Origin of the sequence: Kitasatospora sp. MMS16-BH015, from assembly GCF_002943525.1 — a bacterium.
Lineage (GTDB): Bacteria > Actinomycetota > Actinomycetes > Streptomycetales > Streptomycetaceae > Kitasatospora.
The window spans coordinates 4944155-4964913 of record NZ_CP025394.1 but is presented as its reverse complement, the minus strand read 5'-3'; the positions used below and the strand labels follow the sequence as shown (position 1 = coordinate 4964913).

General features: G+C 74.5%; 21 protein-coding genes and 1 riboswitch. Of the genes, 15 read left to right on the top strand and 6 right to left on the bottom strand.

Features of this window, described 5'->3' with window-relative positions; all coding sequences use genetic code 11:
• Positions 1–99: 99 nt before the first annotated feature.
• Positions 100–831 carry a GNAT family N-acetyltransferase gene (locus CFP65_RS21535; protein ID WP_104817723.1) on the bottom strand — a complete coding sequence of 244 codons (732 nt, stop codon included), beginning with the start codon at positions 829–831 and terminating at the stop codon, positions 100–102.
• Positions 832–882: 51 nt separating this feature from the next.
• Here CFP65_RS21535 and CFP65_RS21530 point away from each other — a divergent pair, with 51 nt between their 5' ends.
• The gene (locus CFP65_RS21530; protein WP_104817722.1) at positions 883–1806 is read left to right on the top strand and encodes a hypothetical protein; all 924 of its coding nucleotides are present in this window, start codon (positions 883–885) and stop codon (positions 1804–1806) included.
• 126 nt (positions 1807–1932) lie between these two features.
• Here the strand turns inward: CFP65_RS21530 and CFP65_RS21525 are convergent, their stop codons facing one another.
• Positions 1933–2751: a M23 family metallopeptidase gene (locus CFP65_RS21525; RefSeq protein ID WP_254552500.1), complete on the bottom strand. Its 819-nt coding sequence runs from the start codon at positions 2749–2751 to the stop codon at positions 1933–1935.
• A gap of 13 nt (positions 2752–2764) precedes the next feature.
• Positions 2765–2925: riboswitch (cyclic di-AMP (ydaO/yuaA leader) on the bottom strand.
• A gap of 227 nt (positions 2926–3152) precedes the next feature.
• On the opposite strand from CFP65_RS21525, the gene CFP65_RS21520 reads away from it, so the two are divergent.
• Positions 3153–3443, top strand: coding sequence for a YiaA/YiaB family inner membrane protein (locus CFP65_RS21520; protein ID WP_104817721.1), 291 nt, complete (start codon positions 3153–3155; stop codon positions 3441–3443).
• Between the two features lie 9 nt (positions 3444–3452).
• On the opposite strand, the gene CFP65_RS21515 is transcribed toward CFP65_RS21520, so the two are convergent.
• On the bottom strand, positions 3453–3659 hold the full coding sequence (locus CFP65_RS21515; protein WP_104817720.1) for a 4-oxalocrotonate tautomerase family protein: 207 nt from the start codon (positions 3657–3659) through the stop codon (positions 3453–3455).
• A 135-nt stretch (positions 3660–3794) separates the two neighbouring features.
• On the opposite strand from CFP65_RS21515, the gene CFP65_RS21510 reads away from it, so the two are divergent.
• The 11 genes from CFP65_RS21510 (at position 3795) to CFP65_RS21465 (ending at position 14672) form a co-directional block, all read left to right on the top strand.
• Positions 3795–4646 (top strand): alpha/beta fold hydrolase, encoded by an 852-nt coding sequence (locus CFP65_RS21510; RefSeq protein WP_158702301.1) that lies wholly within the window; start codon positions 3795–3797, stop codon positions 4644–4646.
• Complete coding sequence (locus CFP65_RS21505; protein ID WP_104817718.1) at positions 4646–5242, top strand: TetR/AcrR family transcriptional regulator; 597 nt, start codon at positions 4646–4648, stop codon at positions 5240–5242. The genes CFP65_RS21510 and CFP65_RS21505 overlap by 1 nt, the downstream gene beginning before the upstream one ends.
• Before the next feature lie 165 nt (positions 5243–5407).
• On the top strand, positions 5408–5614 hold the full coding sequence (locus CFP65_RS21500; RefSeq protein WP_104817717.1) for a hypothetical protein: 207 nt from the start codon (positions 5408–5410) through the stop codon (positions 5612–5614).
• Between the two features lie 108 nt (positions 5615–5722).
• Positions 5723–6853, top strand: coding sequence for a PP2C family protein-serine/threonine phosphatase (locus CFP65_RS21495; RefSeq protein ID WP_158702300.1), 1131 nt, complete (start codon positions 5723–5725; stop codon positions 6851–6853).
• Between the two features lie 231 nt (positions 6854–7084).
• Complete coding sequence (locus tag CFP65_RS21490) at positions 7085–9295, top strand: SpoIIE family protein phosphatase (RefSeq protein ID WP_104817715.1); 2211 nt, start codon at positions 7085–7087, stop codon at positions 9293–9295.
• Positions 9296–9477: 182 nt separating this feature from the next.
• Positions 9478–10800 carry a sensor histidine kinase gene (locus tag CFP65_RS42165; RefSeq protein WP_104817714.1) on the top strand — a complete coding sequence of 441 codons (1323 nt, stop codon included), beginning with the start codon at positions 9478–9480 and terminating at the stop codon, positions 10798–10800.
• Entirely contained in the window at positions 10784–11197 is a 414-nt protein-coding gene (locus CFP65_RS21480) for a roadblock/LC7 domain-containing protein (protein WP_104817713.1), read from the top strand. The genes CFP65_RS42165 and CFP65_RS21480 overlap by 17 nt, the downstream gene beginning before the upstream one ends.
• The gene (locus CFP65_RS21475) at positions 11194–11544 is read left to right on the top strand and encodes a DUF742 domain-containing protein (RefSeq protein ID WP_104817712.1); all 351 of its coding nucleotides are present in this window, start codon (positions 11194–11196) and stop codon (positions 11542–11544) included. Before CFP65_RS21480 ends, CFP65_RS21475 begins: the two co-directional genes overlap by 4 nt.
• A complete protein-coding gene (locus CFP65_RS21470) occupies positions 11522–12148 on the top strand; it encodes an ATP/GTP-binding protein (protein WP_104817711.1) in 627 nt (208 codons plus the stop codon). The genes CFP65_RS21475 and CFP65_RS21470 overlap by 23 nt, the downstream gene beginning before the upstream one ends.
• Positions 12145–13599: a cytochrome P450 gene (locus tag CFP65_RS41090; RefSeq protein ID WP_254552499.1), complete on the top strand. Its 1455-nt coding sequence runs from the start codon at positions 12145–12147 to the stop codon at positions 13597–13599. The genes CFP65_RS21470 and CFP65_RS41090 overlap by 4 nt, the downstream gene beginning before the upstream one ends.
• Positions 13563–14672 carry a cytochrome P450 gene (locus CFP65_RS21465; protein ID WP_254552498.1) on the top strand — a complete coding sequence of 370 codons (1110 nt, stop codon included), beginning with the start codon at positions 13563–13565 and terminating at the stop codon, positions 14670–14672. Before CFP65_RS41090 ends, CFP65_RS21465 begins: the two co-directional genes overlap by 37 nt.
• Before the next feature lie 46 nt (positions 14673–14718).
• On the opposite strand, the gene CFP65_RS21460 is transcribed toward CFP65_RS21465, so the two are convergent.
• Entirely contained in the window at positions 14719–17382 is a 2664-nt protein-coding gene (locus tag CFP65_RS21460; RefSeq protein ID WP_104817709.1) for a glycosyl hydrolase, read from the bottom strand.
• Between the two features lie 194 nt (positions 17383–17576).
• On the opposite strand from CFP65_RS21460, the gene CFP65_RS21455 reads away from it, so the two are divergent.
• Complete coding sequence (locus tag CFP65_RS21455; protein WP_104817708.1) at positions 17577–17780, top strand: hypothetical protein; 204 nt, start codon at positions 17577–17579, stop codon at positions 17778–17780.
• Positions 17781–17799: 19 nt separating this feature from the next.
• Here CFP65_RS21455 and CFP65_RS21450 read toward each other — a convergent pair whose 3' ends face one another.
• Entirely contained in the window at positions 17800–18639 is an 840-nt protein-coding gene (locus tag CFP65_RS21450; protein WP_104817707.1) for an isocitrate lyase/phosphoenolpyruvate mutase family protein, read from the bottom strand.
• 82 nt (positions 18640–18721) lie between these two features.
• Positions 18722–19210, bottom strand: coding sequence for a carboxymuconolactone decarboxylase family protein (locus CFP65_RS21445; protein WP_104817706.1), 489 nt, complete (start codon positions 19208–19210; stop codon positions 18722–18724).
• A 107-nt stretch (positions 19211–19317) separates the two neighbouring features.
• On the opposite strand from CFP65_RS21445, the gene CFP65_RS21440 reads away from it, so the two are divergent.
• Positions 19318–20748, top strand: coding sequence for a PLP-dependent aminotransferase family protein (locus CFP65_RS21440; protein ID WP_104817705.1), 1431 nt, complete (start codon positions 19318–19320; stop codon positions 20746–20748).
• The last annotated feature ends 11 nt before the right edge of the window (positions 20749–20759 follow it).

Here is a 20759-nt window from a genome sequence, read left to right as displayed (position 1 = left end):
GCTGGCTCGTGTCCTCGTCCTCGCTACGACCACCACGATGCCGCGCCGACCCCCCTCGGCACATTGCAGCCCACTACCGAATCCGGGGTGGGGTTCTCCCTACCCCCGAGCGGGTGGCTGCTCCCCGGTGCGCCAGGCACCGGCCTGCCACTCGTCCTCCAGCAGGGAGTACTGGAACGCGTCGTGCCAGCGGCCGCCGAGGTGGAGGTCGTGCCGGATCCGGCCCTCCAGCTGGAAGCCGGCCCGGGTGAGGACGCGGGAGGAGGCGGTGTTGTCCGGGTCGACCCGGGCCCAGAGGCGGTGCAGGCCGAGCGGGCCGAAGGCGAAGTCGCAGGCCAGGGCGGTGATCTCGCCGGCGTAGCCGCGCCCCCAGGTGTCGCGGCGCAGCGCGTAGCCGAGGAAGGCGGCCCGGTCGCCCTCCAGACCGAGGGCGAGGTTGCCGATCGGTACCGCGTACTCGGGCTCGCCCTCGGCCAGCAGGGTGACGGCGAGGCGGTAGACCGTGCGGGGTTCGGCCTCGGCCTCGTCCAGGTAGAGGGAGATCTGGTCGGCGCAGGTCTCGCGGTCGCGCGGCTCGAAGGGGAGGTAGCGGGCCGTCTCCGGATCGCCGAAGACGGCGTGCAGGGCGTCCACGTCCTCGGGCGTGTGGTGGAACTCGCGGATCGCCAACCGGGGCCCGGTGAGCCGCACCGGCGTGAGCGGGACGGCCGGAGCGGCCGGAGCGGGCTCAGGAAGCGGAGCGGGCTCAAGGAGCGGACCGGGCTCAGGGAGCGGAGCGGGCTCGGCCGGGGCGGGGTGCGGGGGCTGCGCCGGGGTGGGTTCGGGCTGCATGGCTCCCGACGATACCGCCGAGTGGTGGGCCCAGCGGCTACCGTACCGAGGGTGAACGTCGAAGACCTCCAGCTCACCCCGCACCCCCGCACCGCCGATCTACTGGCCTGGGCCGCCGAAGCCGGCCTGCCGCCCGTACCGGAGGAGGCCGTCCGGACGGTGCTGACCCTGCTGGAGTTCGGTGATGCCCAGCTGCACGACGGCTTCCCCGAGCTGACCTCGCCGGTGGTGGAGCAGCTGCTGTACGAGCGGATGTACCTGTACGTGCAGCCGGCCGAGCAGCCGGAGGCGTACGGGGCGGCGGTGCGGCTGCTGATCGACCACCAGCGGGCGGCCCGGCGGCTCAACGCGAAGCGGTGGGAGCGGCTGCACGAGGAGGCCGAATGGCAGGGCGAGCTGCTCTGCGGGCTGCTGCGGCAGCCGCACCTGGTGACCTGGCCCCGGCTCTACACCCTGCTGCTGCGGGCGGACGGGGTGGACACCGCCGATCCGGCCGCCGTGCGGGCCTGGCTGGACGCCTTCCGGGAGCTGCCCGAGACGGAGCGGCTGGCCGCGTTCGGGGCGCTGGAGGAGGGCGGCGGGCCGGACGGGCTCGGTGTGCTGGACTGGGTCGGCGGGGACGGCGGCTGGGGGCCGACCCGGGTGATCTCGGTGGGCATGGCCACCGACGGCGCGCGGGCGCTGCTGGAGCAGTGGCTGATGCGGCGCAGCTACCGCAACCTGGCCGGGCTGAACGCGCTCGGCCTGCCGATGCCGGACGAACTGTCCGGGGACTACGCCGAGTTCGAGGCGGCGGTGGTGCGGGAGGCGCTGCGGCTGTGCGGCGAGTGGACGGTGCCGGGGCTGCCCGAGCTGCTGCTGGAGTACCCCGAACTGGCCCCCGAGCCGGGCCCGGAGGAGATCGACGCGTACCTGGCCGCGCAGGAGGCGGCGGAGCAGGAGCAGGAGCAGGAGCAGGAGCAGGAGACGGAGTAGTCGGAGGGGGCGAGCGGTGAGCCGGGTGGGGCGTCAAGGAGTGCACGCCCCTTCGGATGCCCTCGCAGTTCCCCGAGCCCCTGGGGTCGGGCTCGGGGTCGGGCCCCTGGGGTCGGGCCCCTGGAGTCAGGGCTGGAGGCCGCGGGCGTGGAGCCAGGGCAGCGGGTCGATCGGGGCACCGGCGGCCGGACGGACCTCCAGGTGGAGGTGGGGGCCGGTGACATTGCCGGTGGCGCCGACCCGGCCGAGCTGGGTGCCCGGGGTGACGGGGCCGGCGGTGGTGGTGATGGCGGAGAGGTGGCAGTACCAGAGCTCGGTGCCGTCGGGGAGGGTCAGGACGACCCGGTAGCCGTAGGCGCCGGCCCAGCCCGCCGAGGTGACGGTGCCCGCGGCGACGGCCACGGCCGGGGTGCCGGTCGGGGCGGCGAAGTCGAGGCCGGTGTGCAGGTGCGACCAGTAGGAACCGGCCTGACCGTAGTGGGCGGTGAGGGTGTAGCCGGCGACCGGGAGGGTCACGGCGGTGCGCTCGGTCTCGGCCCGGGCCTCGGCCTGCTGGGCGGCCCGCTTGGCCTCGGCCTCCTGGGCGGCAACCACCCGGGCGGTCTCCTCCGCGGCGGTGCGCTGGCCGTCGGCCTGCTGCTGGATCCGGGCGGCGAGGGCCAGGCCCGGGTCGGCCGAGAGGGTGAGCTCGGTGGAGTCCTCGGTGGCCGCGTCGGGGGTGGTCACCGGGGCGGCGGGGAGCGGCGCGGCGGCGGCCGGGCCGGCCGCGGCGAAACCGGTGGCGCCGAGCGAGGCGGCCATCGCGGTGACGCCGAGCAGCGGGCCGCCGGTACGGGCCTGGCGGGGCATCCGATGCCTGGCCACCTCGTCTCCGAGGGGCGGCAGCACGGTGGGGCCGTCCAGCAGCTGGGTGGCCGGGCCTGCGGGGGAGTGCGTCGACGCCAAGGGAGGCGCGCTCCTTTCCTTCCTTCGCGCCTACCGGGTTAGCTGACGGGTTCGGAGCAGGAAGGTCTCCTACGGCCGGGCGGGGGCCCGGCTGATTCACCCCAGTGGAACGTGGTTCCCCGGCTCCCGGGCCCACCGGTGAGGGCGGGCCCATGGATTAGGCGACGGCGCACGGTGCCGTTTCGGGTACGGCGTTGCCGACCGCGCTGCGTTATCAAACGTTAATCCGAGTGGCCCCTGATTCCAAGCCGCTCGGCATCTCGGTCCAGACCTGTGGACGATGTCAGGTCCGATCCGGGTGCATACGTGGTGATTTGAGACGGTCGACCGGCAACTCCCGGGCGCTGCGGTTGAGTACGCGTACTCATGTGCCGAGTACGGGAGTTGGCGACCCTGGAGTCATGAACACACCAGTGCCCGGCCGGACCACCAACGCCTACTACATCCAGGCGATCCTCTCCTTCGGGCTCGCCTCGGCGGCCCTGGCGATCGGGATCGCCTACCTGCCCGTCAGCGCCTGGGTGCGGGGCTTCCTCGCCGTCGGCCTGCTCTACGAGATCACCTCGGCCTTCACGCTGGCCAAGGTGATCCGCGACCGCCAGGAGGACGGCGCGATCGTCACCCGGGTCGACCAGGCCAGGCTCGACAAGCTGCTCGCCGAGCACGACCCGTTCCGGGTGGACGCCCCGTGAGCACCGCCCCTACTGCTGCGCCTCCGCGGCCCGCTTGGCCGCGTAGGTGACACCGCCCGAGGACCAGTGGGTGGCCGGGATCTCCTCGATGGCCACCCAGATGTTCTCCGGCGAGACCCCGGTGATCCGGGCGTAGGCGGCGGTGAGTTCGCGGGTGATCTCCGCGTTCTGCTCGTCGGTCCGGCCGGAGAGCTGCTTGACGTTGATGAACGGCATCGGGTGGCCCCTCTGGTGCAGATGGTTCAGGTGGTGCGGGTGCGCCGACCGTATCCCAGTCGCTTGACGGCTAAGGCTATTAGCCTTAGCTTTATGGCTACAGGGAACAACGCACCGATCCCGAGGGGGAGCACCATGAACGCCACCGCCACCACCGCCACCCGGTACCTGGAGCTGCCCGGCGGGCGGATCGCCTTCGACGACGAGGGCACCGGCAGCGCCGTCCTGCTGCTGCCGGGCATGCTCGACTCCCGGCACGCCTACCGGCACCTGCGGCCGCTGCTGCTGGCCGCCGGGCACCGGGTGGTCGCCATGGACCTGCGCGGGTTCGGCGAGTCCTCGATCGAGTGGGCGGACTACTCCCCCGCCGCGATCGCCGAGGACGCGCTCGCCCTGCTGAGCCACCTCGGGATCGAGCGGGCCACCCTGGTCGGCAGCTCCTACACCGCCGCCTCGGTGGTCAAGGCCGCCGGGCTGGCGCCCGAGCGGGTGGCCGGCATCGCGCTGATCGACGGCTTCATCGAGAACCTGTCGCCGAACGCCCTCCAGCGCGGGATGGTCAAGGCGCTCGGCCACGCGGTGCTCCGCTTCCCGAGCCTCTGGGGCCTCTACCTGCGCAAGACCGCCTTCGGCCAGGCCAAGCCCGCCGACCTGGACGCCTACGCGGCCGGCCTGGTGGCCAGCCTGCGCACCCCCGGCCGGGCCACCGCCACCCGGGGCTACGTGTTCGGCGACTCCGCGCCGGTCGGCTGGAGCGCGGCCGTCGAGTGCCCGGCCCTGGTGGTCATGGGCGAGCAGGACCCCGACTTCCCCTCCCCCGCCGCCGTCGCCCAGCGGCAGGCCGAGGCGCTGAACGCCCGCCAGGTGCTGATCCCCGGTGCCGGCCACTACCCGATGGCCGAGGACCCGCAGGCCACCGCCGCCGCGCTGCTGCCCTTCCTGGCCGAGGTGGCCGCCGCCGAGGCCGCAGCCGTGAAGGCCGCCTGATGCCGCGCGCCGGACTCACCCCGCAGGCCGTGGTCGACCACGCGATCGACCTGGTCGACGTCCAGGGCGCCGAGGCCCTGACCCTGGCCGCCGTGGCCGCCAAGGCCGGGGTCGCCACCCCTTCGCTGTACAAGCACGTACCGGGCGGCCTGCCCGAGCTGCGCCGCCTGGTCGCCGTCCGGGTCACCACCGAACTGGCCACCGCCCTCGGCGAGGCCGTGCTCGGCCGCAGCCGGGACGTGGCGGTGGCCGCCCTGCTCGACGCCTACCTCGACTACGCCGAGCGCCACCCGTACCGGTACGGCGCGCTGCCGCAGGCCCCGCAGGACGACGCCGAGCTCCGCGAGGCCGCCGCCCGGCTGGTCGGCGTGATCATCGCGGTGCTGCGCGGCTACGGCCTGGCCGGCGAGGAGGCGGTGCACGCCGCCCGGACGGTCCGCTCGGTGGCGCACGGCTTCGCGGCCCTGACGGCCGGTGGGGCCTTCCAGCTGGCGGCGGACCTCGCGGTGACCCGGGAGCGGCTGACCCGGGTGCTGACGGAGGGTCTGCGGAGCTGGCCACCGGCCGAAGCCCCAGCCCCGGCCGAGGCGCACTGAGGATCCGTTCGCGGGGGAACTGATGGTGATTCGGCCGGTATGGACTGGTACGGATTCGCGCGGTTTCCTTTACCAATTCGTCGCCGGACACCCGGGAGACTGTGCGGAGCCTGGGTAGCCATATGGTTCGGGGCAAGAGCGGATCACTCCAAGGATGTGGGCACCATGACGCAGACCGCGCAGACCACCACGGCCCTCGTCCCCGGCCAGCGCACGGCCTCGCCGGTGCCCGCGGCACTCGTCCCGGCGGCCGGTGGCGACGGGGTGGGCAGCGCGGTGCGGCGGGCGGTCGAGATAGCCCGTTCGGTCTGGCGGCTGCGGCCGGTGGCGGCCGCTCCCGTGCAGGCGTACGGGGAGTGCGACGGCCAGTAGGGCCGGTGCCGGCACTGGCGCCGGTGCCTCGCTTCCGCAGGGCGCGGGGTGATTCGGGATAGATTGAGCGGATTGTCCCGATGAGACCGAGCGCTGGCGGAGGTTGCGGTGCCCGCAGTCACGACGGTGGCTCGGCAGGTGCGGGAGGGGTTGCGGCGGGGGTCGCTCGGCCGGTGGCTGAGCCGACTGCTCGACGGGGAGACCCGGGCCGAACGCGAGGCCGTCGGTGTGCTCACGGCCGTGGCCGGCCTGCTGACCTGGCTGGCGATCCGCTGGCCCGACTACTGCCCGCCCTCGATGCTGGTCTTCCCGCTGATCTGCGGGGGCTTCGTGCTGCACACCCGGCGGCAGCTCGCGCTGCTCGTACCGGTGACGGTCGGGCTGATGCTGGACATCTTCCTGCGCACCCCGTACGGGCTGCGGCCCGGCTCCGCCGCCGTGGTCATCGCCACCGCCGGCCTGGTGCTGCTCACCTCGCGCTACCGCACCCGGCTGGGCCTGCGCGGCACCCGGGGCGACTCGATGCTGGTCGAACTCTCCGAACGGACCCGGGCACTCGGCCGGCTCCCCGAACAGCTCCTCGACTGGCGCTTCGACCGGGCCCTGGCCCCCGTCAGCGGCGCCTTCTTCTCCGGCGACTTCCTGCTCGCCTCGCACCGGGCCGACCGCGACCTCCTGGAGGTCGTCCTGGTGGACGTCTCCGGCAAGGGCAGCCGGGCCGCCGCGCGGTCGATGCACCTCTCCGGCGCCCTGGCCATGCTGCTCGGCTCGGTGCCCGCCGAATCCTTCCTCCCCCGGGCCAACGACTACCTCTGCCGCCTGGACTGGGAGGACGAGTTCGCCACCGCCGTCCACCTGGCCCTGCGGCCCTCCAGCGGCGAGTACCGCCTCTTCCACGCCGGCCACCCCCCGGCCGCCCACTACCACCGCGCCCTCGGCGGCAGCTGGCAGCTCCGCGAGGCGGGCGGCCCCGCCCTGGGCATCCTGCCCGGCGCCTCCTTCCCGGCGGCGGGCGGTCAGCTGGACCACGGGGATGCACTCCTGCTCTACAGCGACGGGCTGGTGGAGGTGCCCGGGGAGGACATCGACGAGGGGATCGGGCGCCTGCTCGGTGCGGCGGCGCCGCTGCTCCGGGCCGGGGCGGCCGACTCGGCGGCGGAGTTGCTGCGGCGGGTGGCGCCGGACGTGGCGGACGACCGGACGGTGGTCGTGGTCCGACGGCTCGGGGCGGGCAGCTGAGCAGGGGTTTTCAGGGGCGCGGGGAACTGCGCGAGATCGGGAGGGGCGAAGGTGCCATCTCGCGCGGGGAGCCAGTTGCACCGTCAACGGAGAGTGCGACCAGGGCATGGGCGCAAGACAGCGGCGGAGTGCAGGGTGGGCCGCGCACGCAGTGAATCGAGAGGGGCCCCGCGCCCCTGGTGGTGGTTGTCGTCCCGTGCCGGGTGCCTCACACGAACTTAGGATCGTTGCATGGATCTGTCCTCGCCATGGCTGCCGCCGGAGGACGGGGCGGGCGGGCCCTCGCCTCGGACGGCGATGCGGTGCGTGCGGCTGCTGTTGCGGTGCAACAGTGCGGCGGAGTTGCTGGGGACGATCCTGGCGGAGGGGCCGGCCTGGATCACCGGGGAGGGGTCGGCGCTGTACCTGGTGGACGGGGACGGGATGCTGCGGCTCGCGGCCTCGCACGGGCTGCCGGACTGGGCGCACGAGCGGTACACCCTGGTCGACCCGGCCAGTGATCTGCCGGCCGCGCTGGCGGTGCGCAAGCGCGGGCCGGTGCTGCTCAGCCCGGAGCAGACCAGCGCGGACTATCCGGACGCCAAGGCGGGGCGCGGGACGGGGCTGGTGGCGCTGGCCACGCTGCCGCTGCTGGTGGACGGCGCCACCGTCGGGTCGCTGGCGGTGGCGCTGGCGCACCGGGGGACGGTGCCGCACCGGGACATCGACGTGCTGGAGACGCTGGCCGAGGCGGTGGCCCACCGCCTGGCGCACCTGATCGACCACGTGCAGAGCAGCGACCGCCCGCCGCCGGGGGTCCGGACGGCCCAGCCGGCCGGGCCGCAGCCGCTGCTGTCGCTGGCCGTGCGGGCCTCGGGGGTGGGGGCGTTCGAGCGGGATCTGGTGACCGGGGAGACCGTCTGGGACGCCCGGTCGTACGAGATCTTCGGGCGGCCGGCCCCGGCCGATCCGGCGGCGGCGGTGGTGCCGGACTTCGCCGATCTGGTGCACCCGGAGGACCTGCCGGACCTGCAGGCCGGGATGGCCGAGGCGCTGGCCGAGGGTGGGGCGTACCGGCTCAGCTACCGGGTGGTGCGCGGGGACGGCTCGGTGGTGCCGGTGGAGGAGACCGGCGAGGTGATGCTGGACCTGCACGGGCGGCCGGTGCGGGTGGCCGGGCTGTTCGGGGACCGGCACCGGGCCGGTCGGGCGGCGACCGGGGGCGGGCCGGCCCCGGAGGTGGCCGGGGCGCGGTCGGCGCTGCTGCTCGCGCTGACCAGGACGCTGTCGCGGGCGGTCACCGTGCGGGACGTGACCACCGCGCTGACCGACATAGCCCGGCCGGCGCTCGGGGCGGCGAGCGTGGTGCTCGACCTGGTGGAAGAGGGCCGGCTGCTGCCGGTCTCGCACACCGTCTACGGCGGCCCGTACCGCAGCGAGTTGAGCCGGCTGCACGACCTCTCGGCCGGGGTGATGCGGCACTCGCTGACCCGGGCCACCCCGCTGTTCAGCGAGCCAGGGCAGACCGGGGGCGGCGGTCCGCTGGCCCCGGCGGCCTGGGCGGTGCTGCCGCTGGTCGCCTCCGGGCGGCAGGTCGGGTCCTGCCTGATCACCTTCGCCACCGCGCGGGTGTTCAGCCGGGAGGACCGCACCATGTACTCCTCCTTCGCGGGCATCCTGGCGCAGTCGCTGGAGCGGGCCCGGCTGTACGACACCCACCACCACCGGGCCACCGAGCTGCAGCGGGCGATGCTGCCGCGCCGGCTGCCCCGGCTGCCGGGGGTGACCAGCGCCGCGCGGTACCTGCCGAGCACCGAGGGGATGCAGATCGGCGGCGACTGGTACGACCTGCTGCGGCTGCCCGACGGGCTGGTGGGGCTGGTGATCGGGGACGTGCAGGGGCACAACGCCGAGGCCAGCGCGGTGATGGGCCAGCTCCGCAGCGGGCTGCGGGCGTACGCGACCGACGGGCACGACCCGGCGGCCACGCTGGCCCGGACCAGCCGGCTGCTGGCCGAGCTGGACACCGACCTTTTCGCCACCTGTCTCTACCTGACGCTGGATCCGGCCACCGGGGAGTTGCGCGGGGCCCGGGCCGGGCACCCGCCGCCGGTGCGGATCGCGGAGGGCGCCGCCACCGAGCTGGAGCTGCCCGGCGGGCCGCCGCTCGGGGTCGACCCCGAGGGCTCGTACCCGCTGGTGACGGGCGGGTTGGGGCCGGGCGAGACGCTGCTGGTGTACACGGACGGCCTGGTCGAGGACCGGCGGGAGGACTACGAGGAGTCGGTGCAGCGGATGCTCGGCGGGCTCGCGCTGTGGACCCGGCGGGCCGATCCGGCCGACCACGAGGCGGCCGGACTGGAGCAGTTGGCCGACCTGCTGACCCTGAACGTGACCGAGCGGCGGCACCAGCCGGACGACGTCGCGCTGCTGCTCCTGCACCGGATCGCCCCGGCGGGCTGAGTGCGGGCTGAGTGCGTGCCGAGCGGCGGTCTGAGCGGGGGCGCCCAGCATCCCGCCGGTGGCTGTGAGTTGGCTGAAAGGCACCCGCCGGATGACCTCCAGGGTAAAAACTGTCGGGTTCGGGTCACTGAGTGTCAGAAGTGTTCACCCTTGGATAGGATCATCGCCCTAGAATTCGCCGCGTGACGACGACTCAGTGGTTCTGCACCGCCGCCGGTGCGCTCGCCGCCCTCTCGGTGCTGGCCGCCGCCCGCTACCACGCGGTCGCCACCACCCTGCGCGGCCGGCTGGCCGAGTGCGAGCAGGAGAGCGCCGTCCTGCGCGAGCAGCTGCGCGAGGAGGGGGCCCGGCGCGGCGCCGAGAGCGCCGCCATCCTGCACGAGCAGGAGCTCAACGCCTCCACCCAGCGCGCCTTCCTCAGCGTGGCCCGCCGGATCCTGGTGATGGCCCACGACCAGCAGGCCGGGCTGGACGAGATGGAGCGCACCCACGACGACCCGGCGCTGCTCGAGGGCCTGCTCAAGGCCGACCACGCCGCCGCCCAGCAGGCCCGGCTGGCCCAGACCCTGGCCGTGCTCTGCGGCGCCCGGGCCGGGCGGCACTGGCCCGAGCCGGTCGCGCTGGAGGACGTGGTGCGCGGGGCGCAGTCGCGGATCCTGCCGTTCCAGCGGGTGGTGGTGCGCAGCCGGATCGAGACCGCCGTGATCGGCGCCGCCGCCGAGGCGCTGATCCACGCCGTGGCCGAGCTGCTGGACAACGCCACCCGCTACTCGCCGCCCTCCACCCAGGTGTTCGTGACGCTGATGCCGGTGCACAACGGCGCGGTGATCGAGATCGACGACGGCGGGGTCGGCATGCCCGAGCACGCCGTGGAGAAGGCCGCCACCGCGCTGGCCGGCGGCAGCACCCTGGAGGTCTCCCGGCTAGGCGAGGTGCCGCAGCTGGGCCTGGCCGCCGTCGGCCGGCTCGCCGAGCAGTACGGCTTCCGGGCCACCCTGAGCTCCGCCCCCTCGCCCTACGGCGGGGTGCGGGTGGTGGTGCTGCTGCCACACGCGCTGCTCACCGACCCGCTGCCGGGCAACCTGCCGCCCGCGCACGAGGAGTACGGCTCCCCGGTGGTGCCGCACCGCGGCCGCCCGGCCGTGGAGAGCCCCGAGCTGCCGGTCCGCCCGCGCCGCGCGGCGCACGCCCGCGAGCCGCAGCGGGAGTACGAGCCGGGTGGCCACCGGGAGGCCCAGGTGCCGTCGCAGCCCGCCCCCGCCGGGCCGCCGCCGGCCACCGGGGCGCTGCCCCGCCGCACCAACCGCCGGGGCGTGACGCCCCCGCCCACCCAGGACTTCGGCGGTGCCCCCGTACCGCCGCGCTCGGCCCGGGACGCGCAGACCTTCATGGCGCTCTTCCAGGCCGGCACCGCCAGCGGCCGTTCCGCCGCCCGGCAGCCGTACGACGACGCTCCCCCCGTCCCTCCCCTGGCCCCCGGAGAATTCCATGACCCCCAGTCCTGACCTCGGCTGGCTGCTCGCCGACATCGTCAACGTCCCCGAGGTGCAGCACGCGGTGGTGGTCTCCTCCGACGGGCTGGAGATCGGCCGCAGCGAGCGGATCCTGCGCGAGGACGCCGAACGGCTGGCCGCGGCCTGCTCCGGGCTCCAGTCGCTGGCCCGCGGGGTGGCGCAGGGGTTCGGCGGGCAGCAGTCCACCACCCGGCAGATCATCGTAGAGTACGGCGGCGGCTACCTGTTCATCGTGGCCGCCGGGGCCGGGGCGCACCTCGCGGTGATCACCAGCGAGGCCGTGGACGCCGGTCTGGTCGCGTACCAGATGCAGGTGCTGGTCGAGCGGATCGGCACCCACCTGACCAGCCCGCCGCGGCTGGAACACGCGGGCGGGGACGCCCGGTGAGCGGACCGGTCCGGCCGTACGTGATCACCGGCGGGCGCAGCCGCCCGAGCCGGAACGTGCTGGCCCTGGAGAGCCTGGTGGCCGCCGTGCCCGCCGCCGAGCTGCCGGATCCGGAGGCGGCCGGGCTGGGCCGCGAACACCTGCGGATCCTGGGCCTGGCCCGCGAGTTGCTCTCGGTGGCCGAGATCGCCGCCCACCTGCGGCTGCCGCTCGGCGTGGTCAAGGTGCTGCTCGGCGACCTGTGGGACCTCGGGGCCGTGCACGTCCGACCGCCCGTCGAGCAGGCCGAGCGCCTGCCCGCGACCCTCCTGGAGGAGGTGCTCGTTGGCCTCCGCCAACTCCGTTGAGCCTGCCGCCGCGCCGCTCGAGGAACCCGCCTACCTGCCCGCCACCGTGCAGAGCGCCGTCAAGATCCTGGTCACCGGCCCGTTCGGGGTGGGCAAGACCACCCTGGTCGGCTCGCTCAGCGAGATCGCGCCGCTGCGCACCGAGGAGACCATGACGGCCGCCGGGGCCGGGGTGGACGACCTCACCTGGCGCACCGACAAGACCACCACCACGGTCGCGCTGGACTTCGGCCGGATCACGCTCAACCCCCGGCTCGCGCTCTACCTCTTCGGCACCCCCGGCCAGCAGCGGTTCTGGCCGCTCTGGGACGACCTCTCGCGCGGGGCGCTGGGCGCCATCGCGCTGGTGGACACCCGGCGGCTGGAGGAGAGCTTCGACGTGCTCGGCCGGCTGGAGGAGCAGCGCATCCCGTTCGCCGTCGCCGTCAACACCTTCCCCGGCAGCCCCGAGCACCCCGAGGAGGCGCTGCGCGAGGCGCTGGACCTGCTGCCCGAGGTGCCCATCCTCAGCTGCGACGCGCGGGACCGCCGGAACTCGTACGACCTGCTGATCGACTTCGTCGCGCACCTCCACTCCACCGCCGTCCTGGAGCTCCAGCCATGACCACTCCCCCGCCGGAGGCGGCCGCCGCCGCGGTACCGCCGCCGGGCTGTCCGGCCCACCGCCCGCAGGGCGACGTCACCCCGCTCTACGGCCAGACGGTGGCCGAGGACCCGCACGGGCTGTACGCCCGGATGCGCGAGCGGCACGGCCCGGTGGCGCCGATCGAGCTGGAGCCCGGGGTGGAGGCCTGGCTGGTGCTCGGCTACGCCGAGCTGCTCGAACTCACCCGCAACGAACAGCTCTTCTCCAAGGACTCGCGGCGCTGGCGGGTGCCCCGGGAGGGGCGGCTCAAGCCCGACTCCCGGCTGCTGCCGATGACCTCCTGGCGGCCGACCCTGCTCAACATGGACGGCGCCGAGCACCAGCGGCTGCGCGGGGCGGTGGCCCAGACCCTCGGCCGGATCGACCACCGGGAGCTGCGGCAGACCACCGAGAGCGCCGCGCACGGCCTGATCGACAGCTGGGGCCCGGACGGCACCGCCGACCTGATCAGCCAGTACGCCCGGCGGCTGCCGCTGCTGGTCTTCACCCGGCTGCTCGGCCTGCCCGCCGAGGCCGGGCCGCACCTGATCGAGCTGATCAGCCACTTCGTGGACAGCAGCGAGAAGTCGGTGCGGGCCAACGCCGAGTTCCAGGCCATCCTGATCGACCTGGTCAAGCGCCGCCGGGTCGAGCCGGGCCAGGACCTCACCTCCTGGCTGCTCGCCCACCCGGCCGGCCTCAGCGACGAGGAGGCCGTGCACCACCTGGTGGTGATCCTGGTCGCGGGCAACGAGACCACCATCAACTGGACCGGCAACACACTGCGGCTGCTGCTCACCGACCGCCGCTTCCGCTCCACCCTCACCGGTGGCCGGCTGACCGTCTCGGACGCGCTGGAGGAGGTGCTCTGGCGCGACCCGCCGACCCAGAACTTCCCCGGCCGCTGGGCCACCGGCGACACCGTGCTCGGCGGCCAGTACATCAGCGCGGGCGACCTGCTGGTGCTCGGCCTGGCCGGGGCCAACGCCGACCCGGCGGTGCACGGGGCCAGCGGCCCGATGGTGGGCCACGTCGGCAACCGGGCCCACCTGGCCTGGGGGGCCGGCCGGCACGTCTGCCCGGCCCAGCACCCGGCCCGGATCATCGTCGAGACGGCCGTGGAGACCCTGCTCCACCGGCTGCCCGATCTGCAACTAGCCGTCCCAGGACACGAGTTGGCCTGGCGTCCGTCCCCCTGGTCGCGCGCACTGGTCTCGTTGCCGGTGCTCTACAGCGCGTTCACCCCGCCGCGCACCGCCACACCCGAGAGGCCCGCATGGACGCCCCCGCCCTTCGAACCGCCGACGACCTCCGACCCCTCCGGCTCGACCCCTTCGGAGCCGACCAGCACACCGAGAACCGAGGACTCCGCGAGGCCGGGCCCGCGGTCCTGGTGGAGCTCCCTGGCGGGGTGGTGGTCTGGGCGATAACCCACCACGACGCCCTCCAGCGGCTGCTCGCCGACCCCCGGATCGGCAAGGACCCCCGGCTCTGGAACGAGTTCCGGGAGGGCCGGCTGCCCGCGGACTGGCCGCTGCGCAGCTTCGTCACCGTGCCCGGCATGGTCACCGCCGACGGCGAGGACCACCGGCGGCTGCGCGGCCTGGTCAGCCAGGCCTTCACCCCGCGCCGGATCGCCGAACTCCAGCCGCGGATCGAGCGGTTGACCGATGAGCTGCTGACGGCGGTGGCCGGCCTCCAGGGCCCCTTCGACCTGCGCGCGCACTTCGCCTACCCGCTGCCGATGCAGGTGATCGGCGAGCTGCTCGGGCTCGACCCGTCCCAGCAGGACGAGCTGCACGTGCTCTCCGACACCCTGGTCTCCAGCTCCGCCACCGCCGAGCGGGCCGCCGCCGCCAACCAGGGGCTGTTCGCCCTGCTCGGCTCGGTGGTGGCGGCCAAGCGCGAGCAGCCGGGCGAGGACCTGACCACCGCGCTGATCGCGGCCCGCGAGGCGGACGACCGGCTCACCGAGATCGAGCTGGTCGGCACCATGCTGCTGATGCTGATCGCCGGGCACGAGACCACGCTCAACCTGATCACCAACGCCGTCCGGGCCCTGCTGGCCCACCCCGAGCAGCTGCGGCTGGTGCTCGACGGCGAGGTGGGCTGGGCCGCCGTGGTGGAGGAGACGCTGCGCTACGACTCGCCGGTGGGCCAGTTCCCGCTGCGCTACGCGGCCGAGCCGATCGAGGTCGGCGGGGTGCTGATCCGCGCCGGGGAGGCGATCCTCGCCTCCTACGCGGCCGTCGGGCGGGACGAGGGGCACTACCCCGAGGCAGACCGCTTCGACCTCACCCGGGCCCAGACCAGGCACCTCTCACTCGGCCACGGCCCGCACTTCTGCCTGGGGGCGGGCCTGGCCCGGCTGGAGGCCGAGACGGCGCTGCGCGAACTCTTCGGCCGCTACCCCGGCTTGGCGCTGGCCGAGGGGAAGCCGGCGCCGGTGCCGCTCCCCTCGTTCATCGGCAACAGCGTGCGGCAGCTGTACGTCACGGTCTGACCGGGGGCGGGGTGGGGGCCGTCGCCGGCCGCCACCCCGCCGTCCGTCACTGCTGGCCTTCGATGTCCTCCAGGGCCATCGAGTACAGCCCGCGGCCGTGGGTCGCGGCGTAGAGCTTGCCGTCCGGGCCGACCTTCAGCTGGTCGACGGCGACGGCGGGCAGCTCGCCCAGGCGCTGCCAGCCGGTGGAGTGGGCCGGGCGGTAGAGCACCCCGAGGTCGGTGGCCAGGGCCAGGGCGCCGCCGGGCAGTTGGACCAGCGAGTCGGCCGGCACGTCCGGCAGGTCGGCGCTGATGTCCGTCCAGTGCGCGCCGGAGTCGTGGCTCTCCCAGACGTGGCCGAGGCCCGCGCCGGGGCCCTCCGTCCAGTGCCGGGAGAAGCCGTTGACGGCGACGAACACGTGCGCCGGGTCGGCCGGGTCGACGGTCAGGCCGCTCAGGTAGCGGTTGGGCACGCCGGAGCCGTCGGCCGGCAGGGTGAGCTGGCGCCAGCCGGTGCCGTCCGCGTTGCCGACGGCGATGCCGCGGGTGAAGCCCTGGTTGTTGCACGGGCCGCACCAGGCCGCGTACACCGTGCCGTTGGCGGCGGCCACGGCGGTGGAGACGTGCCCGGCGCCGAGGTCGTAGGCCGAGAGCCACTCGTCGCCGGAGCGGATCGCGTAGCCCTTGGACTGGGTCCAGACGTGCCGCCCGCCGGCCACCCAGCGATTCGGGTCGTTGGCGTCGGCCGCCAGCGGGGCGATGAACCGGGCCCCGGCCCCGCCCAGCTTGTTGTCCGCCGGGGCGATCGAGAAGGAGGTGGCCTTGCTCGGGTCGGTGATCCAACTTCCGTCGTTGACCGCGCAGTTCTGGGTGACGTTGAGCGCCAGGTAGACGTACTCCTGGGCCATCTCGCAGCCGTTCTTCGGGTTGGCCAGCGAATCGCCGCCGTCACCGCCGAAGTTGGAGCCCATCACCTTGTCGTGCGGGCGGAGCATCGACTGCCCGTTGTCCTGGAGGCCGCCGGTGATCGCCACCCCCTTGCCGGCCGGGTCCTTGCCGACGCCGACCGAGTAGTACTCCAGGGTGTCGATGGTGCCGTCGTTGAGCGAGGCCCAGTCGGTGGCGTGCCCGCTCGCGTCGGTCTGCCCGACCAGCGGCCGGCGGTAGACACCACCGTCGTTGCCCGCGAACAGGTACGGCCTGCCCTGGTAGCTGCCGACCGCCAGACCGTGCTGGTCCGGGTGGGTGGTCGGCGAGCAGCTGCCGCTCTGGTGCGCCGGATCGATCGACCAGCACGGGAAGTTGAAGTTCCAGTACGGCCCGACGGCCTTCCAGGTGGTGCCCGCGTCGGAGGTCTCGAAGAGCTCCTCCAGGCCCGCGTACACGTGGTCCGGGTTGGTCGGGTCGACCTGGAGCGACTGGTCGTACCAGGACTGGCTGCCCGGCAGGTCGCCCTCCTGTTGGAGGCCCGAGCCGGCGGCGGCCAGCTGGTGGTAGTCGGCTATTCGGGTCCACGGGCCCAGCGGCGAGCCGGACTTGGATTCGAAGATGCCGGCCAGCGCGCTGTCCGGGTTGCCGGCCTGCTGCGCCGGGGACTGGTCGATCGCGTAGTACCGCGAGCCGTCCGCCGAGCGGGCGAAGGTCACGCTGCCCACGTTCGCGGCGTCGGTCGGCAGGTCGCCGAGCGAGGCGATCCGCTGCCAACTGCCGTTGCTCTTGGTGTAGAAGCCGTTGTAGCTGTCACCGCCGCGCCAACCGACCGCCAGCACCACCTTGGACGGGTCGCGCGGGTCGATCGCGATGTCGGTGGTGATGTTCTTGTACGGGGCGTTCGGGTCGGCCGCCAGCGGGCCGCCGGGCAGGTAGTCCGGGTTGGGCGCGAACTCCAGCTGCCAGGGGCCGGCGAGGTCGCTCAGCGAGTGGGTCCAGACGCCCTTGCTGGTGGCCGCCCAGGCCTTGCCCGCGCCGAAGCGGATCGCGTGCACGGTGGTGCTGTCCAGCTCGGCGCCGCCGACCCGGGTGCGGGCGGTGAACCTGCCGCTCGCCGGGCGGTCGAGCACGAAGACGCCCGCGCCCAGGTAGGCGTCGGTGTTGGTGTTGGCCTCGCCGGTGCCGAGCCAGAGCCGGCCCTGGCCGTCCAGGGCGAGCGCCCCGGTGGACTGGCTGGGCAGCGCGTCGCTGATCGGCTCCCACTTGCCGCCACCGGTCGAGGAGCGCCAGACGCCGCCGCCCGCGCTGCCGGCGTAGACGTGGCCCTGGTCGTCGGCCGCGACGGCGGCCGTCCTGCCGGTCACCCTGCCCATGCCGGCGCTGGAGTTGGAGTCCACGTCACGGTAGCGCGGGTCGTCCGAGTCGTAGGCCAGGCCGGTCAGGTGCTTCCAGTCGCCGCCCGCCTGCGGCAGGGCGCGCAGCTGCCCCCAGGCCGCCGAGAAGGCGCCGGGGGTCACGATGCCGGGCGAGGTGCGGGCCTCGGCCCGCTGGTCGGCACCCTCCTGCACGGAGTCCGACTCGCTGCCGCCGTCGCCGTCCCCGCCCGCCGCACGCGAGGCGAAGGTGTGCGGCGTCGCAGCGGTGTGCGCCAGCCGCTGCTTGGCCTGGGCCGCCAGCTGCCGGGCGCCGAACGGGGTGCCGTGCACCCCAGCCGCGCTCGCGGGCAGGCCGATCAGGCCCATCGTCGCGGTGACGGCGCAGATCGTGAGCCATCGCCTCTTGTGGTCGCTTGCCGACAACAGTTCCTCCCCAGTCGTGCAGGCCAATGGACCGGTCGCACACGGGTGTTGGCGACGGGCCGGGGAGACTCGACCACAGGACCGACGAGTAGGGATACTGCTGAGCGAAAACTTGACCGAATCTTTGTCGGCCGCGCGGAGTGGGGCTTGTGGGCCATGGGTGACTGACGGGCGGTCGGCTCGTTGGGCAGGACATGAAGAAGATCGCCACGCTCGCGGCCCTGACCCTGGCCGGACTCGCCCTCGCCGCCCCCGCCGCCACGGCGAGCGCGGCGCCCGCCCTCGACCCCAAGCTGGCCGAGACGGATGCCACGCTCTCCGACTTCGCCGGGCTGCCGGTGATCGCCCCCTACGCGGCGGACATCCAGGACCAGATCCGGCACACCCCCGTGCGCTGAAGCGCCTGCCGACTGTCCGTCAGGCCAGGAAGAGGCCGTTCAGCCGGCCGTAGTCCAGGCCGCCCTCCAGGCCGCCGTAACCGCCCCCGGTGTAGAGCTCACGGGCCGCGCGGTCGACGGCCGCGTAGGCCACCTTGGCCAGGCCCGGGCCGAAGCTGACCCGGGCCACGCCCGCCGAGGCCAGCTCGGCCAGGCTCGGGCCGCCGGGGAAGCCCAACACGTTGACCGGCACCGGCACGGCCTTCACGAAGGCCGCGATCAGGGTCAACTCGCCCAGGCCCGGCAGGAAGACGCCGCTCGCGCCCGCCTCGACGAAGGCCAGCGCCCGCTCCACGGCCAGGTCGAGCCGCTGCTCGGGCTCGCCCACTCCCTGCAGGTAGAGGTCGGTGCGGGCGTTCAGGAAGAGCTCCACCCCCGCGCGCTCGGCCGCCGCGCGGGCCGCCGCGATCCGGGCCGTGGCCTCGGCCAGCGGACGCAGGCCGCCCTCCGGCGCCGCGTCCTCCAGGTTGACCCCGACCGCGCCGGTGGCGAGCAGCGCGGTGACCGTCTCGGCCACCCCCTCGGCGGTGGCGGCCAGGCCGTCCTCCAGGTCGGCCGTCACCGGCAGGTCGACGGCCGAGGCGATGAGCGCGGTCTGCGCGATCGCCCGGTCGCGGTCGAGCCCGCCGCCGTCCGCCCCGCCGCCGTCCCGCGCGCCGAGCGTCCAGCAGACGCTCGCGCTCGCGGTGGCGATGCCCGGCGCCCCGGCCTCGGCGACCAGCCGGGCGCTCGCCGCGTCCCAGACGTTGGCGAGCACCAGCGGGGTACCCGGTCGGTGCAACTCGTGGAGGAGACGGGCCTTTTCGTGCTGATTCGTCATGAAGGACAGCCTGTCGGGAGAGTGCGGGCGAAGGGCAGCCGGGCCGGGGGTCCGACCGGCCCGGGTCGATCCTGACGGGTGCTCAGCCCCGCTTGGGTGCCGGGCTGAGCCGGGTGGTGATGGCGATCCGGTTCCAGGCGTTGATGGTGATGATGATGGCGATCAGGTGGGCGAGCTCCTGGGGCTCGAAGTGCTTGGCTGCCTCCTGGTAGACCTCGTCCGGCACGTGGCCGGTGGTGACCAGGGTGACGGCCTCGGTCAGCGCGAGGGCGGCGCGCTCCTTGACCGTGAAGTACGGGGTCTCCCGCCAGGCCGCCAGGGTGTGCAGGCGGTGCTCCTGCTCGCCGTTCTTGCGGGCGTCCACGGTGTGCATGTCGAGGCAGAAGGCGCAGCCGTTGATCTGCGAGGCGCGGGTGCGGACCAGCTCGCCGAGCACCGGGTCGACGCTGCCCCGGGAGACGCGGTCCAGGTCGATCATCGCGCGGTACCACTCGGGGGCCTGGTCCGGCATCGAGAAGCGCTGCTCGGGGGCGGGGGCGTAGGTCTCGTTGCTGTTCTCGTTCGTCGTCATGAGAAGAACTCTAGGAGGGATGCGGCCCGACTGTTTGGTGCATTTCCCGCCTGTTTTCCTGGGCCAATTCCGGCCGGTGCGATGGTCGGATGTGATGGACTGGCCCCATGGACTCCTGGCCTGCGGGCACACCCAGCGGCGCCGACCTCCACCTGGACCTCACCACCGGCCGGGCCCGGGGCCTGGGCCTGCGGGCGGCCCTGGAGGACGCGCTGCGCGGCTCCGTCCGGGATGGCCGGCTGGCTCCCGGCACCCGGCTGCCGCCCTCCCGCTCGCTCGCCGCCGACCTCGGGATCGCCCGCAACACCGTCGCCGAGGCGTACGCCCAGCTGACCGCCGAGGGCTGGCTGACGGCCCGCCAGGGCTCCGGCACGGTGGTCGCCGAGCGGGGCGCCCCCGCCCCGGTGGCCACCCCCGGCCTGCCGCAGCGCGCCCCCGCCGCCCGCTACGACTTCACCCCCGGCCGCCCCGACCTCGGCCTCTTCCCCCGCACCGCCTGGCTGGCCGCCGCCCGCCGCGCGCTGGCCGCCGCCCCGAACGAGGCGCTCGGCTACTCCGACCCGCGCGGCCGGATCGAGCTGCGGCGGGCCCTCGCCGACTACCTGGCCCGGGTCCGGGGCGTGCGGACCGATCCGGAGCGGATCGTGGTCTGCACCGGCTACACCCAGGCCGTCGGCCTGCTCTGCCGCACCCTGCACGAGCGCGGGGTTCGGCGGGCCGCGATCGAGGAGTACGGCCTCCCGCAGCAGCAACACCTGGTCGAGACCGGCGGGTTGACGGCCGTCACGCTCCCGCTGGACGCCTCCGGCGCCCGCACCGACCTGCTCGGCCCGACCGGGGTCGGCCTGGTCACGCTCACCCCCGCCCACCAGTTCCCCACCGGGGTGGCGCTGCACCCGGCCCGCCGGGCGGCGGCCGTGGAGTGGGCCCGGCAGAGCGGCGGGCTGGTGGTCGAGGACGACTACGACGGCGAACTCCGCTACGACCGCCAGCCGGTGGGCGCGCTCCAGGCCCTCGATCCGGAGCTGGTCGCCTACGTGGGCACCGCCAGCAAGAGCCTGGCCCCGGGCCTGCGGCTCGGCTGGCTGGTACTGCCCGCCGAGCTGGTCGAGCCGGTGACCCGGCAGAAGTACCTGGCGGACGGCCACTCGGGCGTCTTCGAGCAGCTCACCATGGCGGAGTTCATCACGTCGGGCGGCCTGGACCGGCACGTCCGCCGCTGCCGCCAGCACTACCGTCGCCGCCGCGACCTGCTGCTCACCACCCTCGCGGAGCGGGCCCCGCAGGTCCGGGTGACCGGCCTGGCGGCCGGGCTGCACGCGGTGCTGCAGCTGCCGCCGGGCGGCCTCAGCGAGCGCGAACTGCTCGCCCAGGCCGGCTGGTTGGGGCTCTCCGTGAACGCGGCCTCGGGCTGCCGGGCGGCCGCCGCGGGGCCGGCGGAGGAGCGTCCGCCGGCCCTGGTGATCGGGTACGGGACGCCGCCCGAGCACGCCTTCGCGGGGGCGGTGGACGCCCTCTGCCGGCTGCTCACGCTCTGAGGCCGACCGGC

Excerpts from the sequence above, each read along its gene's own strand:
- CFP65_RS21535 (WP_104817723.1), bottom strand. The coding sequence starts at position 831 with ATGCAGCCCGAACCCACCCCGGCGCAGCCCCCGCACCCCGCCCCGGCC.
- CFP65_RS21520 (WP_104817721.1), top strand. The coding sequence starts at position 3,153 with ATGAACACACCAGTGCCCGGCCGGACCACCAACGCCTACTACATCCAG.
- CFP65_RS21515 (WP_104817720.1), bottom strand. The coding sequence starts at position 3,659 with ATGCCGTTCATCAACGTCAAGCAGCTCTCCGGCCGGACCGACGAGCAG.
- CFP65_RS21510 (WP_158702301.1), top strand. The coding sequence starts at position 3,795 with ATGAACGCCACCGCCACCACCGCCACCCGGTACCTGGAGCTGCCCGGC.
- CFP65_RS21505 (WP_104817718.1), top strand. The coding sequence starts at position 4,646 with ATGCCGCGCGCCGGACTCACCCCGCAGGCCGTGGTCGACCACGCGATC.
- CFP65_RS21500 (WP_104817717.1), top strand. The coding sequence starts at position 5,408 with ATGACGCAGACCGCGCAGACCACCACGGCCCTCGTCCCCGGCCAGCGC.
- CFP65_RS21490 (WP_104817715.1), top strand. The coding sequence starts at position 7,085 with ATGGATCTGTCCTCGCCATGGCTGCCGCCGGAGGACGGGGCGGGCGGG.
- CFP65_RS21480 (WP_104817713.1), top strand. The coding sequence starts at position 10,784 with ATGACCCCCAGTCCTGACCTCGGCTGGCTGCTCGCCGACATCGTCAAC.
- CFP65_RS41090 (WP_254552499.1), top strand. The coding sequence starts at position 12,145 with ATGACCACTCCCCCGCCGGAGGCGGCCGCCGCCGCGGTACCGCCGCCG.
- CFP65_RS21455 (WP_104817708.1), top strand. The coding sequence starts at position 17,577 with ATGAAGAAGATCGCCACGCTCGCGGCCCTGACCCTGGCCGGACTCGCC.
- CFP65_RS21450 (WP_104817707.1), bottom strand. The coding sequence starts at position 18,639 with ATGACGAATCAGCACGAAAAGGCCCGTCTCCTCCACGAGTTGCACCGA.
- CFP65_RS21445 (WP_104817706.1), bottom strand. The coding sequence starts at position 19,210 with ATGACGACGAACGAGAACAGCAACGAGACCTACGCCCCCGCCCCCGAG.
- CFP65_RS21440 (WP_104817705.1), top strand. The coding sequence starts at position 19,318 with ATGGACTCCTGGCCTGCGGGCACACCCAGCGGCGCCGACCTCCACCTG.